The sequence below is a fragment of the Flavobacterium sp. TR2 genome, assembly GCF_025252405.1.
Lineage (GTDB): Bacteria > Bacteroidota > Bacteroidia > Flavobacteriales > Flavobacteriaceae > Flavobacterium.
Window position 1 is genome coordinate 887,210 of the sequence record NZ_CP104307.1, and the last position, 20,650, is coordinate 907,859.

Consider the following 20,650-nt stretch of genomic DNA (forward strand, 5'->3'; position numbering starts at 1 on the left):
TCCCGCCTCTTACATAAAATATTTATGCATTTTATTGCTAAATAATTACATTTACAAAAAAATGTAATTATGGTATTGAGCAGATTTTGGTTAGTTATTTTTATTTCTTCGATTGTTTTTATTGTAGTCAGTTTGTTTACTGCCAACACCTATACCATTGATTCTATTTTAAATGGAAAGAAAGACGATCCGATTTTGGTTTCTGAAAAATACGTTGAAGACCTGCCTGCCTTCTTAAAAGACAGCATCAAAAAAGCTCCAGACCAGACCATGATCATTAATCGTGATACGCTAAATGCCGACACGACTTATGTTTACAAAAACAAAACCGTAAAAATTTACAGCGGTCTTCAAAAATCTGATGGCTTGCTGCCAACTTGCAAAAGCACTTTGGTCGATTTAATACTTCCGCTTATTGCCTATCTCGCTTTTTTCTGCGGATTGATGGAACTTTTGATCGTTTCTGGAGCTTCTGGAAACTTAGCAAAAGCTTTAAGCCCTGTTTTTGTAAAAGTATTTCCTAGCATTCCTAAAAACCACCCTTCTATTTCATACATGACCTTAAACTTCGCTGCCAATTTCTTAGGACTCGATTCGGCCGCAACTCCATTTGGATTGAAGGCCATGGAAAGTTTACAGGAAATAAACCCCGAAAAAGATAAAGCGAGCGATGCGCAAATTATGTTTATGTGTCTCCACGCTTCTGGATTAACTTTAATTGCAACATCGATTATTGGCTATCGTGCGGCTGCTAACGCAAGCAATCCTGCAGATGTGATGCTGCCATGCATCATTACTTCCTTTATCGGAACGATCGCTGCCTTCTTAATTGTTGGAATCAAACAGAAAATCAATTTTAAGAGCGCTTCGCTTCTTATTGGCCTTATGGTTCTGATTGCTGCAATTGTAAGTTTGCTGATGTATGTAAATCATTTAGACCTAATCGGAAAAAATTACTTTACTTCTAACCTTTCTGGATTAATATTGGTTGCAATTATTGCTTTCACCCTGATTTTTTCATTTAAGCATGAAAAGAAATTCAAAGATGCCGAAACCACTGTTTTTGACACTTTTGTAGTAGGCGCTAATAACGGAGTTAAAACTGGAGTTACAATTTTCCCATACGTTTTAGGAATGCTGGTTGCAATTTCGCTTTTTAGAAACAGCGGTTTATTCGAAATTATAAGCGATGCCATCGGATTCGTCTTTTCAAATTTAGGTGTCAGCAAAGAAATTACCAATGCCCTGCCAGTTGCCATGCTTCGTCCATTTAGTTCTGCAGGTTCAAGAGGTTTCTTAATAGATTCTATGAACACCTTTGGAGCCGATTCTTTAACCGCTAGATTAAGCAGTATTTTTCAATGCAGTGCAGAGAGCACTTTCTATGTAATTGCGGTATATTTTGGTTCTGTAAACATCAAAAATACGCGTTATGCGCTGGGCACAATGCTTCTGGTAGATTTAATCTGCGTTATTACAGCAATTTTTGTGGCCACTTGGTTTTTCTAAGAGACAGCAAAAAACATAAACTTATTTTTACAAAAGCCTTTAATACAATCGTTAAAGGCTTTTTTATTAAAGTTTTAATACAAGACAGCGACATGAATTAGGCGCATTATCTTACAATATTTTTTCTTTTTTTGTAAAAACCTCTTAGAATTTTATATTTTAGAGCCTTCTAAAAGAATAAAACAATTAAATATTCCCCCAAATATGTTTAAATGGTTTTTAAGTAAAAAGAAGGACTCTAAGAGTCCCCAAAAAATTGAATGCGCAGAAGAAGCAAAACCTACCGAAAACGCTGAATCTGTGCAAACCGCCATCGATTCTAATAAAATTGACTGGCTCATTAATGATTCGCTTCTTGCCTTTATCCCTCGCGAATTATTTATGCACTATTCTGATTCCAATACTGCAAAAGACCCTCAGGATCCCTCCTGGCAAAATCAGGGTCTGTATTTTTGGAAAGAAAAAGAAGCTTTTGAAAACAAATCGCTTCCTGGTTTTTTTGAAACTATGGAAAAGAAATTATTTGTGCTCAACGAGGTGCCAGATTATATATCGCTGGTTTCAGGAAAGGCCATGCCATGGTTTGGAATGCCTGGAGGAGGCGAAAAATTCTTTTTCAGATATGACGAGAGTACTCCCGTGACTATCGAAGAAGCCCATAAACTCAACATGATAAATTATGTTGAAGTAGTAGAATTGAATCATGAAAACCTTAGTGTTCTAAATGACAGAGATAATTATTGCTTTTTAATAGACCCGAATGAAGTCAAGTACGAAGACCAGCTTTTTTATCTTAACGGAGAAAAAATCTCATTGGCAGAACTTTATCAAAAAAAGAAGCTTTTAGTCCTATCTGTTGAATAACTACATTTGCATTTATATTTATGAAAATCCACACTCTTTTTTTCCTGCTTATTTTAGTCGGATGCCAAAAAACAAAACCTACAGATGCTGCACCAGAAACAGTTGAAATCATCGAACCGCAAGAAACTTTAGAGGTTTCAGCAAATGAAAAGATCATTAAAACTGACACTGTATCCATTTATACTGACGGAACAGAATCTTCTACAGATTATATTCTGGCACATTTGGTAGATCAGCAGGCAGACAAAGACAGTATCGTTACGGTAAAATACCGATTGGATTTTTATCAGAATAAAACTAAAACAGCCTCTTCAAAAATTGCGATAAAAGGTTTTGAGAAAGGTTCTGAATGGATTGCTTCTTACGGACTAACCTCTGAAACTTCAAAAAATTCTCCATTTATACAGATTTCAGTTGGGTATCCTGCTTGCGGCTATTCGCATGACAACTATTTGTATTATTTAAAAAACAACGGATTGCAGCTCGTTCACCAATGGAGCACCATGTCTGACAGCGGCTGGGGAAGTTGGGTTGAAATTGTTAATCCTTCTACTAACTCTGACCCAAAATCTTTTTATTGCAAAACTGTTGCATTTGTGCCTGCAGATGAAGATGAGAACCTTGACATGGGAATTCTTTCGCACTCAGACTCAATATCTTTCGAGCTAAAAGACAATAAATGGAAAAAAATGCTGCTGTCTGCTAAAGACAAACCGTACTTTGAAAAAAAGATGACGTTTGACCAATTCAATAGCGTAGAATAAAAATCATAAAATTAGGTAAAGACCCCTAATTCAAATTCTTTCTTAGGTAAATAATTTCTAAATTTGTAAAAAAACAAAACTAATGATTGATTTTATATACCAAGATCCTTATCCGATCTTAAAGGATGATACGCAGTACCGCAAAATCACTTCTGATTTTGTGAAAGTTGAAAAATTTGGTGAACGCGAAGTTTTAACCGTTGATCCAAAAGGTTTAGAGTTATTGGCAGAAGAAGCTTTGACAGATGTTTCGTTTATGTTGAGAACAACGCATTTGCAAAAGCTGAGAAAAATTCTAGACGATCCAGAAGCGACAGACAATGATAGATTTGTAGCTTACAATTTACTCCAAAACGCTTCTGTAGCGGCTGAAGGTCAGCTGCCGAGCTGTCAGGATACAGGAACTGCAATTGTAATGGCTAAAAAAGGCGAAAGTATTTTTACTGGCGCAGATGATGCAGAATGGTTGAGCCGCGGTATTTTCAATACTTACCAAAAAAGAAACTTACGTTATTCGCAGATTGTTCCGATTTCGATGTTTGAAGAAAAGAATTCAGGATCAAATCTTCCTGCGCAAATTGATATTTACGCTAAAAAAGGAACTTCTTACGACTTTTTGTTTATGGCAAAAGGCGGAGGATCTGCAAACAAAACTTATTTATATCAGCAGACAAAATCTTTATTGAATGAAAAATCGTTAGATGAATTCATTCGCACAAAAATCAAAGACTTAGGAACTTCTGCTTGTCCTCCTTACCACTTAGCTTTGGTAATTGGCGGAACTTCTGCCGAAGCCAACTTAAGCGCTGTTAAAAAGGCTTCTGCGGGATATTATGACAACCTTCCGACTTCTGGAAACATGGCTGGCCAGGCTTTCCGTGATCACGAATGGGAAGAAAGAGTTCAGAAAATCTGTCAGGAAAGTGCTATCGGTGCGCAATTTGGAGGAAAATATTTCACTCACGATGTACGCGTAATCCGTTTGCCGCGCCACGCAGCTTCATGCCCTGTGGGATTAGGAGTTTCTTGTTCTGCAGACAGAAACATCAAAGGAAAAATCACCAAAGACGGAATCTTTGTTGAGCAATTAGAAACCAATCCGAAACAATTTTTGCCAGAAACAGCTCCACACTTAGAAGCTCCTGTAGAAATTGATTTAGATCAGCCAATGGCCGATATTTTGGCAAAATTGTCTCAATATCCAGTGAAAACGCGTCTAAAACTAAACGGAACTGTAATTGTTGCCCGTGATATTGCTCACGCAAAAATCAAAGAATTGCTAGACGCCGGAAAACCAATGCCAGATTATTTCAAAAATCACCCAGTATATTACGCTGGTCCTGCAAAAACTCCAGACGGAATGGCTTCTGGAAGTTTTGGACCAACAACTGCTGGCCGTATGGATGTTTATGTAGATGAGTTCCAGAAAAATGGCGGAAGCATGATTATGCTTGCAAAAGGAAACCGAACTAAACAAGTAACGGATGCCTGCAACAAATACGGCGGATTCTACTTAGGTTCTATCGGAGGCCCTGCTGCTATTCTTGCTCAAGATAACATCTTAAAAGTAGAAGTGGTTGACTTTGAAGAGTTAGGAATGGAAGCTGTGCGTAAAATCACTGTTAAAGATTTCCCTGCTTTTATTATTACTGATGATAAAGGAAATGATTTCTTTGCAAATCTATAAAGGTTATTTGCCACAAAGGCACTAAGACACAAAATTTTTATAATAAAAGCCACCAATAGGTGGCTTTCTTTTTTGTCTTAAAAAAACATCTTCGCGTCTTAGTGCCTTTGCGACAAATTAAGCACTTAAATCTTGTTTTTCAAAAGCTATAAAATGTGATATTTCGCCTTTAAGATTGTAAACCGGCAAAGCATCTATTTTACATTTGTAGGTCTGTCCGTTTTTTCTATAATTTTCGAGTGTTTTCGCAAAAGGAATCTGCTTCTTCACTGCTTCTCTGATTTCCTTTAGGTCTTTTTGAGAAGTTGCCGGACCTTGAAACATCTTTGGCGTCTTTCCTAAGATTTCTTCTTCTTTGTAACCCGTCATTTTTTTTATTCCGCTTGACGCGAAAACTATTTTCAAATCCAAATCAGTCACCAAAACAACTTCTTGCTTAATTCTTTCTTGAATGTTTAGCTTCTCTTCATCCCAGACAAATTCAGTTGAAATCTTACTGACTCTCTCCAAATCAGTGCTTAAAGCTTTTAGCTCATTTAAATATTCGTAATGAAAATCCCAAGATAGGATTGGAACCGAATTTCGCTGCACTAAATCATCAAAATTTTTATTTTTCATATTAAAATAATTCAGAAGATGAATGAATCTTTTCTCTCAAAGATACAAGAAAAATCCTGTTATAAAAAGTCAGAAGTCTTAATATACGATTAAAAAGCGTTATCAAAATGTAAATTTCAGCTGGACGACAACCGCCTTCTTAACCTCTGTGTTTAAGTTACTTAACGATATTCCAAGCAATCTTACCGAATCTTTCATTTTTTCCTGATACAATAATTCCTCGACATTTTCCATAATCAGGCTTTTATCAGAAATAAAATAAGGCAGCGTTTTGCTTCTTGTCTGCTGCGAAAAATCGCTGTATTTAATTTTAAGCGTAATGGTTTTTCCTGAAACATTGTACCGCTTTAGGCGTTTTTCTAGCGAGCCGGCAATTCGTTCCAGCTGCTCCATCATAAAAATCTCAGAAGACAAATTCACATCAAAAGTATGTTCTGCAGCCACAGATTTAGCAATTCGAGAAGATTTTACCTCACTGTTATGAATACCACGAACAACATGATAATAAAATGCGCCAGATTTTCCGAAATGCTTTTCTAAAAACTCTAATGACTTGCTTTTCAAATCGGTTCCTGTAAAAATTCCAAGCTGATACATTTTTTCTGTTGTGACTTTTCCAACGCCATAAAATTTGCGAATCGGGAGATCTTCAAGAAAAGTTTCCACTTCGTCAGGATTTACCGTTTTCTGTCCGTTGGGCTTGTTGTAATCACTGGCAATTTTGGCGACAAATTTATTGACTGAAATGCCAGCAGAGGCTGTAAGTCCTACTTCATTAAAAATTCTTGCTCTAATCTCCTGCGCGAGAATGCTTGCGCTCGGATTTCCTTTTTTATTTTTAGTCACATCCAAATAAGCTTCGTCAAGCGAAAGAGGCTCAACCAGATCGGTATATTCATGAAAAATTTTATGGATTTTGGATGAAATCTCTTTGTAGCGATCAAATCTTGGCCGAACGAAGATAATTTCTGGACAGTATTTTTTGGCCAAAACCCCGCTGATGGCACTGCGGACACCAAATTTTCTTGCCTCGTAACTGGCTGCCGAAACCACTCCCCGATTCTCTGAACCGCCAACCGCAACAGGTTTTCCTCTTAATTCCGGATTGTCCATCTGCTCTACCGATGCATAAAAGGCATCCATATCAATGTGAATAATTTTACGATATGTTGGTGTTTCTGACATATTGCAAATTTAAAGAGTAAAAACAATAAAAAAGCCCTGTAAATAGTTATAAATCATATCAATTTTTAAAGAATCTGAATTCGATGAGTCCAAACCAATAATTCTTTCTATTTTTGTTCTTCTACTCGAAAAATTAAATAATGCGAACATTTGTTATAGGTGACATTCATGGCGGATTACTTGCACTTGAACAAGTGCTTGCAAGAGCTGAAGTTACTACCGAAGATACTCTAATTTTTTTGGGCGATTATGTTGACGGCTGGAGCCAGTCTGTTGAAGTAATCGACTATTTGATTGATTTAAAAACCAAACAAAACATTATCTGCATAAGAGGAAATCACGACCAGCTTGCTTTGGACTGGCTAGAAAATAGACATGATGATTTTGACGAAGAAATGTGGTACAAACATGGCGGAAAAGCGACTGTTGAAGGTTATGCCAAAATTTCTGAAGAGAAAAAAAGAGCCCATATCGAATTTCTGGAAAATCTTCAGGATTATTACCTTGACGATCAGAACCGTTTGTTTGTTCACGCTGGTTTCACCAATTTAAGCGGCGTAAAATGGGAATATTTTTCGAAGCTATTCTACTGGGATAGAACACTTTGGGAAACAGCTCTTTCATTAGACCCAAAATTAAAAGAAGACGACTTACACTATCCTAAAAGATTTACCGTTTATAAAGAAGTTTATATTGGCCACACCCCAGTTACCCGAATTGGCGAAACGGTTCCTGTAAATAAAGCTTGTGTCTGGAATGTTGATACTGGCGCCGCATTTAGAGGTCCGCTTACGATTTTAGACGTCGACACTAAGGAATACTGGCAGAGTGAGCCATTGAACGAACTCTATTTTAACGAAAAAGGTAGGAATTAATTTATTTAAAAGTTACATTTGCTGCCGAAATAATTAATATTTAAATTTTTATGAAAAAGGTTATTACACTCTTGTTTTTAGTAACATTCGGATTTGTTAATGCTCAAGAAGCTTTCACAGGAAAGGGAGATATTAAAGTAAACGTAGGAGCTAATTTGCAAGATGGTGGTTCTGGAATTCAAGGTTCTGTTGATTTTGGGTTAGGAGAAAATTTCTCTTTTGGTTTTGTTGCTAATTATATCTTAGGATTTGATAATTTTAATGGTTACTACCACGGCAGCAACAATCTTTATCACGATGTTGAGCCAGATTTCTCAGATCGTTTTGATGCAAAAGCAAGAATCAATGCTAACTTATCTAGTGTAATTGGTGTGAAAGAATTAGACGTTTACCCTGGATTAAGCTTAGGTTTGCATAATTTCGGAGGACACGTAGGAGGTCGTTATTTCTTTACTGAAGGATTTGGTGTTTTCACAGAAATCGGATTTCCAATTGCTAAATACGGTTCAAACAACGATCCCTTTTATCATTTAAACAATCAGGCTACTTTTAGTTTAGGAGCTTCGTTTAATTTATAGTTTTTTAAAGATGCTAAGCTTCTAAGGCGCTAAGTTTCTGAGATGCTAAGCTTTTACTTAAAAAGAAAAAAACCGCTTTTGGCGGTTTTTCTTTTTTATAATATTTTGTTTTTATTTTTTAGCGAATTTCTTAACGATTCTTTTTGCGCCGTTGTCTAATTCTATAACGTAAATCCCCTTATTTAAAGCACTTACATCAATTGGACTTTCTGAAAGTTCACCTTTACTAATTTGCTGTCCTAAAATATTTGTAATTCTAAATGTATATCCTTTACTGTTTACAAATGACACATTTAGCTCATTTGCAACAGGATTTGGATATAATGCAAACTCCGGATTTTCATTAGTGTCTGCCAATCCCGATTCCGCAACAATTTCTTCATTCGCAACTGTTCCTGAAGCTGTTATGTTTATAGAATAATCTTCGACTTGCCCATAAGAAAAACTTTCGCAAGATGTTGGAATTCCATTATATTTCATAGAAACTCTAAGTCTTGTTGTTCCAAGCGCTGCCGTTGCCGGAATTGTAATAGTTCCTGATGCTGAAGCTGCTGTTGATGTTGCTTTTGTCCAAACCGTTTCACCAGAATCTGCAAAATCACCATCTTGATTATAATCTATAAACACAGCATATCCTTCACTGTAAACTGTAGATGTCCAACTCGGTGTGATCGTAATGGTATATGCAGTTCCTCTTGCTGCATTTGTCGAAATTGAAGTATAATTTTCATAACCTGCTGTTCCCGCAGATGTGTTATTGATTGTTCCAAATACAACTTTACCAATTTTTTCGTCTGCTGTGCTATTTCCCTGAGATGTACAATATGTTAACGCGGCAGAAGTAGTTGTAACATTTACTGTGTTACTCGCTACCGAAACATTTCCTGCGGCATCTTTAGCTTTGACAGTAAAACTATAAGCCGTTAATGCTGTCAAACCAGTTACGGTATAACTTGTTGTTGTAGACGAACCTTTTAATGTGGTTCCTTGGTAAATATCATACCCTGTAACAGCTACATTATCTGTTGATGCTGTCCATGATAAGTTAGTCGTTGTGCCAGTAGTGCCAGAAGCCGCAAGATTTGTTGGAGCTGTAGGCGCAACAGTATCATTAGACCCTACATAAGCAGCACCAATGCCTACTGCATAAAATGCATTGGTAGTCGCTATCACTTCAGCCGAACCTGCGCCATACAAATCTATTGCAGATTGTATTCCTGATGTTCTTGCATTTGCATAAGTCGAATTTGCGGTTAAATACACACTCTCTAAACGAAAGGCAATTTTTGCTGCTTTATCGATAGTTATACCAGTCACGTTATAGGCGTTTCCAATATCATTTGTTCCTGATTTACCAACTGATAAAATGTAAAACCAATGATTTAGAACTCCTGAATTGGTATGAACGCCACAATAATCGTTGCTGCTAGTTGGTGTACAGCTTTGGCTCACCCAATTGGTTCCTCCATAAGTATCTGGCTGCCCTTCTGATTTTGGATTACTCATAGAACGTAAAGCGAGATGTCCTGTTCTTCTTTCGATATCTTCTCCCACTAACCATGTTGATTTTGTTGGCGCAGCACGATATTCGATACAAGCTCCCCAAATGTCCGAGAAACCTTCATTCATTGCTCCCGATTCTTTTTGATAAGCAAGATTTGCTGTATAAGTACAAACTGCATGACCTATTTCGTGGCCGGCAACATCTATAGAAGTCAAGATATCAAATCCGCCAGTTCCAGTTCCGTCACCATACGTCATAACGCTTCCGTTCCAGAATGCATTATTATTATTTGGATATCCAGCGGCCACTAAGTTGTAGTGAACATAACTTTTAATTTTTGCTCCGGCATTGTCATAACTGTTTCTTCCATGAACAGCAGACCAATAATCGTATGTCATTTCAGCCCCCCAATGCGCATCTAATGCTCCATTATCTTTATTCGTATTATTATACTCAGCAGCTGTCCAATTATTGTCAGCATCTGTAAAATTGGTTGTTGGGTAAGTTGCTGTTCTGGCAGAATTATAGGTTTGAATTCCATTTCCTCGAGTTCCATCAGATAAAATATAAGAAGATCCACTTAAAGTAGTCTGAATGGTCTGAGTTCCGCTATAGCGTGTCGCTGCATTTGCTGAAACAATTGCTGCTTTTGCATTAAATGTTTCCTTTTGATTTGCTTTGGCAGATTTCAATTTCGCTCCGTGACTATATTCTCCAAGGTGCTTTATGGTCGCATTATAAAACAATACTTTTCCATTTTCAGCATCAATGTAGAGATCACCTCTGCTTAACGGATTTGTAGCATAGATATCAAACTTATAAGCCAATCGAACTTTATCTGATTTTCTATCCTCGCCTTGTTCTTCCATATCTGGCAATAAAACCAATTCCCCTTTTGGTTTTTCATAATCCATTGCAGCGGCATCTTCAGGCTTTTCCCACAAGTATTCTTTTGCTCCCGTGTAAGCAATCGCTTGAGCAAATGCATCTTGACTTGATAATTTTGGAGTAGTTTTTACATTTTTAAAAGCATAAAACTCACCATTCATAGAAACTAATTTGCCTTCTTTAGAATGTAATGAATAATTGGCAAATTCTACTTTTATTCCCTGTTCGTACAGCTGAAACTTTTCATGGATAAACCCCTCTCTGTCTGATTCGGTTTTAACTTTCAAAAAAGTCTGGTTATCTTTTAATCCCAGCTGCTCTTTAAAAACAGTATTAAAATCTGTTCCCTTGTAGGTAGATTTATCACTAAAAGTGATTAGACTTGGTTGTCCATTTTCTGATAAATTTTTCTGGCTTATCCGCTTGTCTGTATTTTGAGCAAGTACAGGAGCTGAAAATGTAAGAATAATAACGGCTGAAGCCATAATTTTGGGTAATTTTCTTTCCATAATAATGTGGTATTTAAATTTTGGTTAAATGGATTACAAACAAAATATTTAATGTAAGTAAATACTTTATTTTGATGTAAAAATATTTTATTTATGTTATATAATCGATTAAATATGCCGTTAATCGATAAAATGCAACATTTTTTACATTAATTCCATTTTTATTTAACAAACCATAATAATCTCGTAATAAAAAGGCTCAAAAAATAATTATTCAATTGACTTATAACTACTTATACTTAAAAAACACTTTAAATCTTATATAATCTGTCAAAACCAACAGCTAGAAATCCTTTAATTAATTCCTACAAAAAAAGCCAGCTCTTTTAAAAGCTGGCCTTTGTCATTTTTTAAGAAAAAAAATATTTTTTAGCTGATATTCATTTCAGGAATTTCGCCTTCAATAATCAAATCTGCTTCGGTTGAGGCAATGATATGCTCGACTGAGACGCCTGGCGCTCGTTCTAAGAGCTTAAAACCTTTTTCAGTCACTTCGAGAACCGCAAGCTCTGTTACGACCTTTTTAACGCATCCTACACCCGTTAATGGCAAAGTGCATCTTTTTAAGATTTTAGATTCTCCTGCTTTGTTTACGTGCATCATGGCAACGATGATATTTTCGGCCGAAGCCACCAAATCCATTGCGCCTCCCATTCCTTTTACCATTTTACCGGGAATTTTCCAATTGGCAATATCTCCGTTTTCTGAAACTTCCATTGCTCCCAAAATAGTTAAATCTACTTTCTGGCTTCTGATCATTCCAAAACTAAATGCCGAGTCGAAGAAACTGGCCCCCGGAAGCGTCGTAATGGTTTGTTTCCCTGCGTTGATAACATCTGCATCTTCTTCTCCTTCAAAAGGAAATGGTCCCATTCCTAGAACTCCGTTTTCACTCTGAAATTCTACTGCAATATCTTCTCTAACATAATTTGCCACCAAAGTTGGAATTCCAATACCTAGATTGACAAAATATCGGTCTTTTACTTCTTTTGCAATTCGTTTTGCTATATCTTCTTTTGTTAACATATTTCTTAATGTGTCAATTAGGAAATTAGATAATTAGATAATGCCATACTTGCGCAATCTAAATAATTATCTAATTATCGCATTTCTAATTATCTAATTTGCTCTTTGTCTCACGGTACGCTGCTCAATTCGCTTCTCAAATTTTTCTCCTTGAAAAATACGCTGCACCATGATTCCCGGAATATGAATCTGATTTGGATCTAAAGCACCAACTGGAACTAATTCTTCCACCTCTGCAATGGTGATTTTTCCAGCTCCTGCCATACAAGCATTGAAGTTTCTAGCAGTTCCTTTAAAAATGAGATTTCCGGCTTCGTCACCTTTCCAAGCTTTTACGATTGCAAAATCGGCTTTGAAAGCTTCTTCCATGATGTGCATTTTTCCATTGAATTCGCGTGCTTCTTTTCCCTCGGCAACTTCTGTTCCGTAACCAGCTGGTGTAAAGAATGCTGGAATTCCAGCCTGAGCCGCACGACAGCGCTCTGCAAGAGTTCCTTGTGGGGTCAGCTCCACTTCCAATTCTCCAGAAAGCATTTGGCGTTCAAACTCTGCATTTTCTCCAACATAAGAAGAAATCATTTTTTTGATCTGCTTTTTCTGAAGCAATAATCCCAAGCCAAAATCATCGACCCCTGCATTATTAGAAATACAAGTTAAATCTGAAATTGTCGTGTTTACCAAAGCTGCAATTGTATTTTCAGGAATACCGCACAATCCGAAACCGCCAAACATGATGGTCATGCCACTTTTAATTCCTTCAATAGCTTCCTGAACGCTATTAACTTTTTTTGTTATCATAACAAACTATCTTTATTGCTGAATATTTTTGATAAAAATAAGATTTTTAGATTGAATTATAACGATTTCGTAAAAATAAAACCAAAATAAAAATCCCTTTACTTCTCTTCCAAAAAGAGTTGTAAAGGGATTGAAATATAATCAGATATCTTTTATTGCAACAATGTTACAATTCAAATTCATCGGTATTTTGTTCGGTTTGAGTGGTATCTTTTACCACTGCCGGTCTAGTATAACAGTCTACTTTTATTGAAAGGTTTGCCGGGCGCTCAAATTCAGATTTTGAAATCTGAAGATCTTTATCGGCATAACATTTTTTCATATAATAACCCCAAACTGGCAAAGCTGCTGTAGCTCCTTGTCCGTAAGTCAAACTTTTGAAACGAGCCGAACGATCTTCGCATCCAACCCAAACTCCGGTAACTAAGTTAGGAACCATTCCCATGAACCAACCATCAGATTGATTTTGCGTTGTACCTGTTTTACCAGCAATAGGATTTGTAAACATATACGGATAACCAGTCCAACGATTATCTCCGCTTCCTCCGCCTTGCGTACGCAAACGCACACCAGAACCGCTTTCTGTAACCCCTTGAAGCAATTTAATCACCGCAAAAGCAATATCTTTATTTAAAACATCATGAGACTCTGGAATTGGCTCATAAATCACCTCACCGCTTTTGTTTTCAATTCTGCTTAAAAACTGTGGTTTCACATAAACTCCTTGATTGGCAAATGTACTATATGCCGCAACCATGTCTTCAACTGTAATATCTACCGCTCCTAACGCAATTGAAGGCTGTACCGGAATTTCTGTTTTAACTCCTAATTTTTTAGTCAGTTCTACAACTGCTTCTGGACTTGTTCTGTCGATTAATTTAGCCGAAACGGTATTGATAGAAGCTGCCAAAGCCTGCTTTAAAGTTACCATTCCGCGGTATCTGTAATCTGAGTTTCTTGGCTCCCAGTCTTCTGTTACGTGGTGGCGTCCTTTATGAATCATAAAAGGCCCATCTAGAATAGAATCGCAAGGAGACATATTCAGCTCTTCGATTGCGGTTGCATAAACGAAAGGTTTGAAAGTAGATCCTACTTGTCTAGCTCCCTGCCCTACGTGATCGTATTGGAAATATTTATAGTTAATTCCACCAACCCAAGCTTTAATCGCTCCTGTTTGAGGCTCCATTGACATTAAACCAGATTGCAGAAAGTGTTTATAATAACGAATAGAATCTAACGGAGTCATTACAGTATCTCTTTCTCCTTTCCAAGTGAAGACACGCATTTTTGTTTTTACTTTGAATGAAGCGATAATATCGTCTTCGCTTTTATCCATTTCTTTCATTTGAGCCCAACGAACAGAATTTTTCATTGCCTGCATCATGATTCTGTCTGTCTCAGCTTGTGTGATATTTACGAAAGGAGCGTTTTTATTATTTTTTTGATCAATAAAAAACTGCTGTTGAAGGTTTTGCATATGCGCCGCAACAGCTTCTTCAGCATAAGTTTGCATTCTAGAATCTATCGTAGTATAAATCTTAAGACCGTCTTTGTAAATATCGTAGTCAGACCCGTCAGGTTTTTTATTTTCAGCAACCCATTTTTTCATGTAATCACGAAGATACTCTCTAAAGTAAGTTGCAATACCTTCACGGTGGCTTTCCAGTTTAAATTTTAATGTGATAGGCAGCGCTTGAAGTCTTTCTTTCTCTGCTTCTGAAATCATTTTTGCTTTTGCCATTTGAGACAAAACCACGTTACGACGGTTTTTTACGCCTTCTGGGTTTCTTACCGGGTTGTATAAACCTGAGTTTTTGAACATTCCCACCAAAATAGCCGATTCGTCTACGGTAAGGTCTTTGGGATCTTTAGAAAAATACGTTTGGGCCGCCGAGCTTACTCCAACAGAATAATTTCCAAAATCATAGACGTTGCAATACATCGCTAAGATTTCATTTTTTGTATATTGTCTTTCTAGACGAATGGCAATAATCCATTCTTTTATTTTTTGCACGATTCTAAAAGGCAGAAACTTAGATCCTTCTCCGTGAAACAGCTGTTTTGCAAGCTGTTGTGTTAATGTACTCGCTCCTCCATTTGTTCCTAAGCTAAAAACCGCTCTTAAAGTTCCGCGACCGTCAATTCCTGAATGTTCGTAGAAACGGGCATCTTCAGTTGCAACAAGCGCTTCGACTAGATTTTTAGGCAAATCAGAATATTTAAGCTGAGATCTGTTGGTTTTAAAATATTTACCCAACACCACTCCGTCAGAAGAAATAATTTCTGTGGCAAGGTTTGAATCTGGATTTTCTAAATCTTCAAATGAAGGCATAGATCCAAATAAACCCCAAGAAGCAAATAAAAAGAAGGCCAAAACTCCTAAAAGAGAGTATGCAAAAACCCTCCAGAATTTCTTTTTATAGTAATTAATATCCTTGTTTGATTGATTGTTTTTTTTAGCAGCCATAACTATTTTTCTAATCTTTTTGTTCTATTCTAAAACCAACGTCTGTAATTCCTTGTAAAGCTTCTACACCAGGTATTTTGCCTGATTGTCTAACGGCCTGTTTGATGTGAACTTTGTATTTTCCTCTAAACTTCACATCTTCTTTGTAATAAAGCTTACTTTCTTTAATATCAGAAAATCCATTTCCTAACAATGTTCCGTCTGGCTCCGCCATTTGGTATTCTAAGGTATCCACTTTTGTAAATCCGTTTGGCATTTCCATTGAAACGATCAAAAACAAATTATTAAACGGATAATTGTTGTTGTCTCGTATGTTGACAAAAAGATTGTACTTTTTTGTAGAATCTAAAACTGGCAGATCAAAGCTTACAATGCTGTCTTTGTGCCAAGCACTTCCAACAGATTTGTATTCGTCAAATACCCTTTTTTTATCACAAGAAAAAAGAAGTATTGCCGCCAAAAGAAGAATTCCGCTATTTTTTATTCTCATTTTTAGTATTCGTTATTGGTTTTCTAGGTTCAGCAGGTTTATTTTCGTTTGAATTCTGCTTATTCGGATTATTTTTATTCGAATTATGCTTCTTCTTATGATTTTGCTTATTTGGATTGTTTGGCTTATTCGCATTACCATTATTCGGATTCGGATTGTTGTTTCCTGCCGGTTTCGCGTTATTGGCATTCTTCTCCTGCTGTGGTTTTACTGGAGTTGCAACACCAGCCGCCTCTGCATTTTGTTTGCGCTTGCGATTTGGTTTTTTCTTTCTTTTTGGCTGGTCAAAACGAGTTAAACTCTCTTGTCCCATTGCGTTATTGAAGTCTTTTTCAGGTTCTGAAGTTACCTCAACTGCAAAATCTTCTAAAGAAGACACTTTATTTTTCTGCTTATTCTCAGCGATAATTTCTTTTACCTGATCAATTTTTAGAACGTGCCAGTTTGCGAAGTTGTTTGTGTAGGCAAACCACATTAATCCTTTAAAAATATCTTGTTTCTGGCAGACAGCATCTCCTTTTTCGGTAATTAATTTCGTGTCGTAGTCAGGAAAATCTTTTAATGCGTCCATGTACGTGTCTAACTCATAGTTCAGACAGCATTTTAATTTTCCGCACTGTCCCGCTAATTTCTGCGGATTTAATGACAGCTGCTGATAACGAGCGGCTGATGTGTTCACGCTTCTAAAATCGGTCAACCAAGTCGAACAGCATAATTCGCGTCCGCAAGATCCTACTCCTCCTAAACGAGCTGCTTCTTGGCGGAAACCAACTTGTTTCATTTCTACTCTGGTGCTGAATTCTTTAGCAAAATCCTTAATCAGCATTCTAAAATCGACACGATCATTTGCTGTGTAGTAAAAAGTCGCTTTTGATCCGTCTCCTTGAAATTCAATATCAGAAATTTTCATTTCCAGCTTATGATGAATTGCCAACTCGCGTGCGCGAACTTTCATTGGTTCCTCTCGATCTCTCGCTACAGACCAGATGTCTATATCTTTTTGAGATGCTTTTCTATAAATTTTAGGAACATCATTACTTTCGTAATTCACTCCTTTTTTCTTCATTTGAATCTTTACCAATTCTCCTGTAAGAGTCACAATTCCAATATCATGTCCTGGCGAAGCAACAGTTGCTACAATATCGCCAATACTTAAAGTTAATTTCTCCGAATTTCTAAAAAATTCCTTTCGTCCGTTCTTAAAACGAACCTCAACACAGTCAAAAATCGCCTCTCCATTAGACGGACTCATGTTAGAAAGCCAGTCAAAAACCGTCAATTTATTGCAGCTATCGGTGCCGCAAGTCCCATTATTTTTACAACCTTTTGGTGCGCCACCATCTGAGGTTGAACAACTTGTACATGCCATAATTATATATGTAGTGCTGCTAAAACGCAGCTTAAGTTCATAAACGTTTGATCGGTAAAGATAGTATTTTTTTTATTTTGCTTTTTATTGATAAAAACTAAAGGGCTGTTAAATAACAAAACACATTTTTTTGTAAGTAAATTATTTCTTTTGCTTCTTCCTTCTAAAAAAATTTGCTCTCAAAACCTTTTTCTGCAAGCTTTAAAGTATATACTTATAATTTAACTTTTTATACTGAAATATATTTTTCATTTTTATGTTTTATCTTACAGAATAGTTTAAATATCCTTCTTTTAAACTCAAATCAACTAAATATTTCATTTAAAAACAATCATAATGCAAAACCAGATTGAAAGTTTCCTCTTTCAGGGAAAATTTGACAAGGCCAGAGAATGCCTAAATAACGGAGAAAAATTTAACGAGCAATATCTAAAAAACAATTTTTCGCAGATTGTAGCCAAAATCATTGATGCTAAAGAAATAGATTTTGTGGAAAAATTGATAAAAGCTGGATTTATTGAAACCGATATTTACGAATTGGACAGTTTTGATCAGTCTATTTTCAAACCATTAACTTTATACTTAAAAGATGATGAAGAGTCGATTTCCTTCTTTAAGGAGCTAATGTCAAAAATGGAAAACATCAACGATGAGATAAACGATAAAACTCTTCTTGGCTATTTTCTTGAAAAAGGAGCTTCGCCAAAAATAGTTAAAGTTTTAGTTGATGATTTTGGTGCTAACACTCAGTATAAGAACAATGCAGGAGAAAATTTCATCTACACTATTCTAAATACTTATGGTCTTGATGCAGAAAAAGTAAAAGAATACATCGGCATTTTGACCAACAATGGTGTTGATATTAATGAGAAAAATATTGTTGGAACTACTCCACTAATTTGTGCTGTTAAAAGAAATCGAAAAGACGTTTTGCCATTTTTACTAGAAAATGGAGCAGATCCAAATGAAACTGATAACCAAGAAAATAACTCGTTTTATTACGCCGCAGCTGAACAGTTCTCTTTTCCGATGTATGAAATTTTGGCAGAATCATCATCAGCCAATTTTAATAACATCAATAAAAATGGAAAAACTTTACTCACAGAGTTTATCCGAATGATGTCTGATTCTGAATACGATCTGAATTCACTACAGAGACTATTATCAGATGGAGCCGATTTAAATCACTGCGCTGAATATTATGGAAATCCAAAATCGGGTATTGATTATATTGTCGAGAAAAAATCAGGCATTCTTAAATCGGTTTTAGAAAATGTTTCTTTGGATGTAAATGAACAGGACAATCAGGGAAATACCATTTTGCATAAAGTTTGCGCCTATGATGTCAATTATGATGCAGAAATGGCAAAAGAAACCTATAGAAAGACAAAACTGCTATTAGATCAGGGAGCAGACATTTCGATTACAAACGATAAAGACGAAACCGCCTTGATGCTCGCTTCTGGAGATAACCTGAAGATTAAAACCGTCGAACTTTTGATGAAACAATAAAACGATCATTTACTTAAAATTACCCAAATATGTCAATGTCATTTATAGTTGCCTGCGAAAACGGGAACCGCAAAATAGCCGAATTGCTACTTCAAAACAAAGAAGTAGATGTAAAATACACAGATGAAAAAGGAAGAACTGCTCTTCATTATGCCGCGCATCGCGGTTATCTTGATATTGTGAAAATTCTAAGAGAAGAAGATGCTGATATTAACTACGAAGATCATCAGGGAGAAACGCCTCTGTACTTTGCCTGTCTTCAAAAGCAAAAACAAACTGCATTATATCTTTTAGAAAATGGAGCAGAAATCACCAAAAATGATAAATACGGAAATAGTCTGCTGCATTTAGTCGTTCAGACGGGTCAAACTGAAATTGCAACAAAGTTGCTTCAAGATGGAATCGATGTTAATTTACTGAATAACAATGGAGAGACACCTCTAATATTAGCCTCAGCAAAATTAAATAGAGAAATCATCCAACTCCTTTTAGACAATGGCGCTGACATTAATGTTACGGATAAACAGGGAAATACTCCGCTTATTTATGCGTGTTATACCAAATCGATTCCGATGGTGACATTGCTTTTAGATAACGGCGCCGATATAAATCATGTCAATCATTCTGGCGAAACTGCGCTTTTAATTGCCTGCTATGAAACCAACAGAATGCTAGCTAAATTATTGATTGAAAGAGGTGCAGACGTATTTACTTCAAGTAATAATGGACATTCTCCTATTTGGTACGCTTGCGCAAATAATCAAAAGGAAATTGTTGCCCTATTTTTAGAAAACGGAGTGGATGTCAACTATAGCAAGCCTGTTGCGGGCGATACATCTTCAATGAATGATTACCTGGATTGGATTGCCAGCGCGACTACTATTTCTAACGAATCTAGTTTTACACTTAACGATTCTTATGCTTACGGCGGGGAAAGTCTTTTGCATATTGCCACCAAAAAAGGCAACCTCAGCATGGTTAAACTGCTTATCGAAGCTGGAGCCAACATCAATATTCAAGATGAATCTGGAAACACGCCTCTGCATTACAGCGCCGCAAACGGAAAAAAAGATGCTGTAAAGTACCTGTTGGATAACAAAGCTGATGCTGCAATCGTAAACGTGAAAGAACAAAAAGCGATTGACTATTCGAATGTAAAAGGTTTTAATGAAATTACCGAACTGATTCTAAAATATGCTCCTTCGGGAATGGCTGTAAATCCAATAAACACGCAGCATCAATCTGAAACACCTAAAGGAGACACGCCAAATTCGATGGAAGCAAAGAAAAAGGCATTGTTCGATTTGAAAGAACTTTTAGATACTGGCATCTTAACTTCGGAAGAATTTGAAAGTGAAAAAAGTAAAATTTTAAAAGGATAAACAATAAATAAATTTAAAAATGAAAAAAATCTTAAAAGCCACAATTCTATTTTTAGCAGTAATCATTGGTAGTTTGATTTCTACTTCCTGCACCAATCTTTCGCCAGAAAAGACTTTCGAAATTGCCGCTTTAAACTCGAATTTATTATCTCGTTTTGGAAGTAAGGAAATTAATGAGAAGCTGCAATCTGAACCTCAGGTTTATGATGAAACGCAAAAGAAAATGATTCCGTCTACTTACCAAGAATCTTTCAAATACGACATTAGCAATTTAGAAATTCGGTTAAAAACGATTCAGGAAATAACAGAAGATGAAGATAATAAAGAACTGCTTCAGGCATCAAAAGATTTATTTACTTATGCGATTTCGAAACAAAAAGAAGGTTATTTGCCAATTGCTAAACTGAAAGACGAAAAGGCTCCAACGGAACAAATCCAAAAAGCAATTGCCGATTTTGATGCTTCAACTCAAAACGATATAGATGCGAAATTTACCAAATTGATGAATGTTGCGCAGGCTTATGTAGACAAACATAATATAAATGCCAAAATCGGAATTTAAAATTTCCTCCGTTTATAAAAACAAACCCTATTTACAGCGCTCCAAATAGGGTTTGTTTTTTTT

17 protein-coding genes are annotated in these 20,650 nt (G+C 36.3%); 9 read left to right on the forward strand and 8 right to left on the reverse strand.

The annotated features are described in order from the left end of the window. Positions 1 to 69 precede the first annotated feature (69 nt). From N4T20_RS04270 to N4T20_RS04285, 4 genes are all read left to right on the forward strand, one after another. Positions 70 to 1,509, forward strand: a complete 1,440-nt coding sequence (locus N4T20_RS04270) for a nucleoside recognition domain-containing protein (protein WP_260671864.1) — start codon at positions 70 to 72, stop codon at positions 1,507 to 1,509. 204 nt (positions 1,510 to 1,713) lie between these two features. Beyond that, positions 1,714 to 2,373 carry a hypothetical protein gene (locus tag N4T20_RS04275; protein ID WP_260671865.1) on the forward strand — a complete coding sequence of 220 codons (660 nt, stop codon included), beginning with the start codon at positions 1,714 to 1,716 and terminating at the stop codon, positions 2,371 to 2,373. A 20-nt stretch (positions 2,374 to 2,393) separates the two neighbouring features. After that, positions 2,394 to 3,137, forward strand: coding sequence for a hypothetical protein (locus tag N4T20_RS04280; protein WP_260671866.1), 744 nt, complete (start codon positions 2,394 to 2,396; stop codon positions 3,135 to 3,137). 82 nt (positions 3,138 to 3,219) lie between these two features. Next, positions 3,220 to 4,824, forward strand: coding sequence for a fumarate hydratase (locus N4T20_RS04285; RefSeq protein WP_260671867.1), 1,605 nt, complete (start codon positions 3,220 to 3,222; stop codon positions 4,822 to 4,824). 117 nt (positions 4,825 to 4,941) lie between these two features. Here the strand turns inward: N4T20_RS04285 and N4T20_RS04290 are convergent, their stop codons facing one another. Continuing rightward, entirely contained in the window at positions 4,942 to 5,442 is a 501-nt protein-coding gene (locus N4T20_RS04290) for a PAS domain-containing protein (protein ID WP_260671868.1), read from the reverse strand. Positions 5,443 to 5,544: 102 nt separating this feature from the next. Further along, a complete protein-coding gene (gene dinB / locus N4T20_RS04295) occupies positions 5,545 to 6,627 on the reverse strand; it encodes a DNA polymerase IV (protein WP_260671869.1) in 1,083 nt (360 codons plus the stop codon). 140 nt (positions 6,628 to 6,767) lie between these two features. On the opposite strand from dinB, the gene N4T20_RS04300 reads away from it, so the two are divergent. Both N4T20_RS04300 and N4T20_RS04305 read left to right on the forward strand, forming a co-directional pair. Further along, positions 6,768 to 7,502, forward strand: a complete 735-nt coding sequence (locus tag N4T20_RS04300; protein WP_260671870.1) for a metallophosphoesterase family protein — start codon at positions 6,768 to 6,770, stop codon at positions 7,500 to 7,502. A gap of 50 nt (positions 7,503 to 7,552) precedes the next feature. After that, positions 7,553 to 8,080, forward strand: coding sequence for a DUF6646 family protein (locus tag N4T20_RS04305; RefSeq protein WP_260671871.1), 528 nt, complete (start codon positions 7,553 to 7,555; stop codon positions 8,078 to 8,080). A 111-nt stretch (positions 8,081 to 8,191) separates the two neighbouring features. Here N4T20_RS04305 and N4T20_RS04310 read toward each other — a convergent pair whose 3' ends face one another. The 6 genes from N4T20_RS04310 to N4T20_RS04335 form a co-directional block, all read right to left on the reverse strand. Beyond that, positions 8,192 to 10,981 carry a M4 family metallopeptidase gene (locus N4T20_RS04310; RefSeq protein WP_260671872.1) on the reverse strand — a complete coding sequence of 930 codons (2,790 nt, stop codon included), beginning with the start codon at positions 10,979 to 10,981 and terminating at the stop codon, positions 8,192 to 8,194. A gap of 369 nt (positions 10,982 to 11,350) precedes the next feature. Beyond that, positions 11,351 to 12,007, reverse strand: coding sequence for a CoA transferase subunit B (locus tag N4T20_RS04315; protein WP_260671873.1), 657 nt, complete (start codon positions 12,005 to 12,007; stop codon positions 11,351 to 11,353). 93 nt (positions 12,008 to 12,100) lie between these two features. Continuing rightward, a complete protein-coding gene (locus N4T20_RS04320; protein WP_260671874.1) occupies positions 12,101 to 12,805 on the reverse strand; it encodes a CoA transferase subunit A in 705 nt (234 codons plus the stop codon). A gap of 166 nt (positions 12,806 to 12,971) precedes the next feature. Then, positions 12,972 to 15,272 carry a penicillin-binding protein 1A gene (locus tag N4T20_RS04325; protein WP_260671875.1) on the reverse strand — a complete coding sequence of 767 codons (2,301 nt, stop codon included), beginning with the start codon at positions 15,270 to 15,272 and terminating at the stop codon, positions 12,972 to 12,974. 10 nt (positions 15,273 to 15,282) lie between these two features. Continuing rightward, a complete protein-coding gene (locus N4T20_RS04330) occupies positions 15,283 to 15,762 on the reverse strand; it encodes a gliding motility lipoprotein GldH (protein ID WP_260671876.1) in 480 nt (159 codons plus the stop codon). Beyond that, entirely contained in the window at positions 15,746 to 17,131 is a 1,386-nt protein-coding gene (locus N4T20_RS04335) for a regulatory iron-sulfur-containing complex subunit RicT (protein WP_260671877.1), read from the reverse strand. The genes N4T20_RS04330 and N4T20_RS04335 overlap by 17 nt, the downstream gene beginning before the upstream one ends. 336 nt (positions 17,132 to 17,467) lie before the next feature. On the opposite strand from N4T20_RS04335, the gene N4T20_RS04340 reads away from it, so the two are divergent. The 3 genes from N4T20_RS04340 to N4T20_RS04350 are packed head-to-tail and all read left to right on the forward strand — an operon-like array spanning position 17,468 to position 20,587. Continuing rightward, complete coding sequence (locus N4T20_RS04340) at positions 17,468 to 18,643, forward strand: ankyrin repeat domain-containing protein (protein WP_260671878.1); 1,176 nt, start codon at positions 17,468 to 17,470, stop codon at positions 18,641 to 18,643. Between the two features lie 35 nt (positions 18,644 to 18,678). Continuing rightward, positions 18,679 to 20,025: an ankyrin repeat domain-containing protein gene (locus N4T20_RS04345; protein WP_260671879.1), complete on the forward strand. Its 1,347-nt coding sequence runs from the start codon at positions 18,679 to 18,681 to the stop codon at positions 20,023 to 20,025. Between the two features lie 19 nt (positions 20,026 to 20,044). After that, positions 20,045 to 20,587 carry a hypothetical protein gene (locus N4T20_RS04350; RefSeq protein WP_260671880.1) on the forward strand — a complete coding sequence of 181 codons (543 nt, stop codon included), beginning with the start codon at positions 20,045 to 20,047 and terminating at the stop codon, positions 20,585 to 20,587. Positions 20,588 to 20,650: the final 63 nt, after the last annotated feature.

What these genes read in the sequence shown, in the direction of transcription:
- N4T20_RS04270 (WP_260671864.1), top strand. Translation starts at nt 70, where the DNA reads ATGGTATTGAGCAGATTTTGGTTAGTTATTTTTATTTCTTCGATTGTT.
- N4T20_RS04275 (WP_260671865.1), top strand. Translation starts at nt 1,714, where the DNA reads ATGTTTAAATGGTTTTTAAGTAAAAAGAAGGACTCTAAGAGTCCCCAA.
- N4T20_RS04280 (WP_260671866.1), top strand. Translation starts at nt 2,394, where the DNA reads ATGAAAATCCACACTCTTTTTTTCCTGCTTATTTTAGTCGGATGCCAA.
- N4T20_RS04285 (WP_260671867.1), top strand. Translation starts at nt 3,220, where the DNA reads ATGATTGATTTTATATACCAAGATCCTTATCCGATCTTAAAGGATGAT.
- N4T20_RS04290 (WP_260671868.1), bottom strand. Translation starts at nt 5,442, where the DNA reads ATGAAAAATAAAAATTTTGATGATTTAGTGCAGCGAAATTCGGTTCCA.
- dinB (WP_260671869.1), bottom strand. Translation starts at nt 6,627, where the DNA reads ATGTCAGAAACACCAACATATCGTAAAATTATTCACATTGATATGGAT.
- N4T20_RS04300 (WP_260671870.1), top strand. Translation starts at nt 6,768, where the DNA reads ATGCGAACATTTGTTATAGGTGACATTCATGGCGGATTACTTGCACTT.
- N4T20_RS04305 (WP_260671871.1), top strand. Translation starts at nt 7,553, where the DNA reads ATGAAAAAGGTTATTACACTCTTGTTTTTAGTAACATTCGGATTTGTT.
- N4T20_RS04310 (WP_260671872.1), bottom strand. Translation starts at nt 10,981, where the DNA reads ATGGAAAGAAAATTACCCAAAATTATGGCTTCAGCCGTTATTATTCTT.
- N4T20_RS04315 (WP_260671873.1), bottom strand. Translation starts at nt 12,007, where the DNA reads ATGTTAACAAAAGAAGATATAGCAAAACGAATTGCAAAAGAAGTAAAA.
- N4T20_RS04320 (WP_260671874.1), bottom strand. Translation starts at nt 12,805, where the DNA reads ATGATAACAAAAAAAGTTAATAGCGTTCAGGAAGCTATTGAAGGAATT.
- N4T20_RS04325 (WP_260671875.1), bottom strand. Translation starts at nt 15,272, where the DNA reads ATGGCTGCTAAAAAAAACAATCAATCAAACAAGGATATTAATTACTAT.
- N4T20_RS04330 (WP_260671876.1), bottom strand. Translation starts at nt 15,762, where the DNA reads ATGAGAATAAAAAATAGCGGAATTCTTCTTTTGGCGGCAATACTTCTT.
- N4T20_RS04335 (WP_260671877.1), bottom strand. Translation starts at nt 17,131, where the DNA reads ATGGCATGTACAAGTTGTTCAACCTCAGATGGTGGCGCACCAAAAGGT.
- N4T20_RS04340 (WP_260671878.1), top strand. Translation starts at nt 17,468, where the DNA reads ATGCAAAACCAGATTGAAAGTTTCCTCTTTCAGGGAAAATTTGACAAG.
- N4T20_RS04345 (WP_260671879.1), top strand. Translation starts at nt 18,679, where the DNA reads ATGTCATTTATAGTTGCCTGCGAAAACGGGAACCGCAAAATAGCCGAA.
- N4T20_RS04350 (WP_260671880.1), top strand. Translation starts at nt 20,045, where the DNA reads ATGAAAAAAATCTTAAAAGCCACAATTCTATTTTTAGCAGTAATCATT.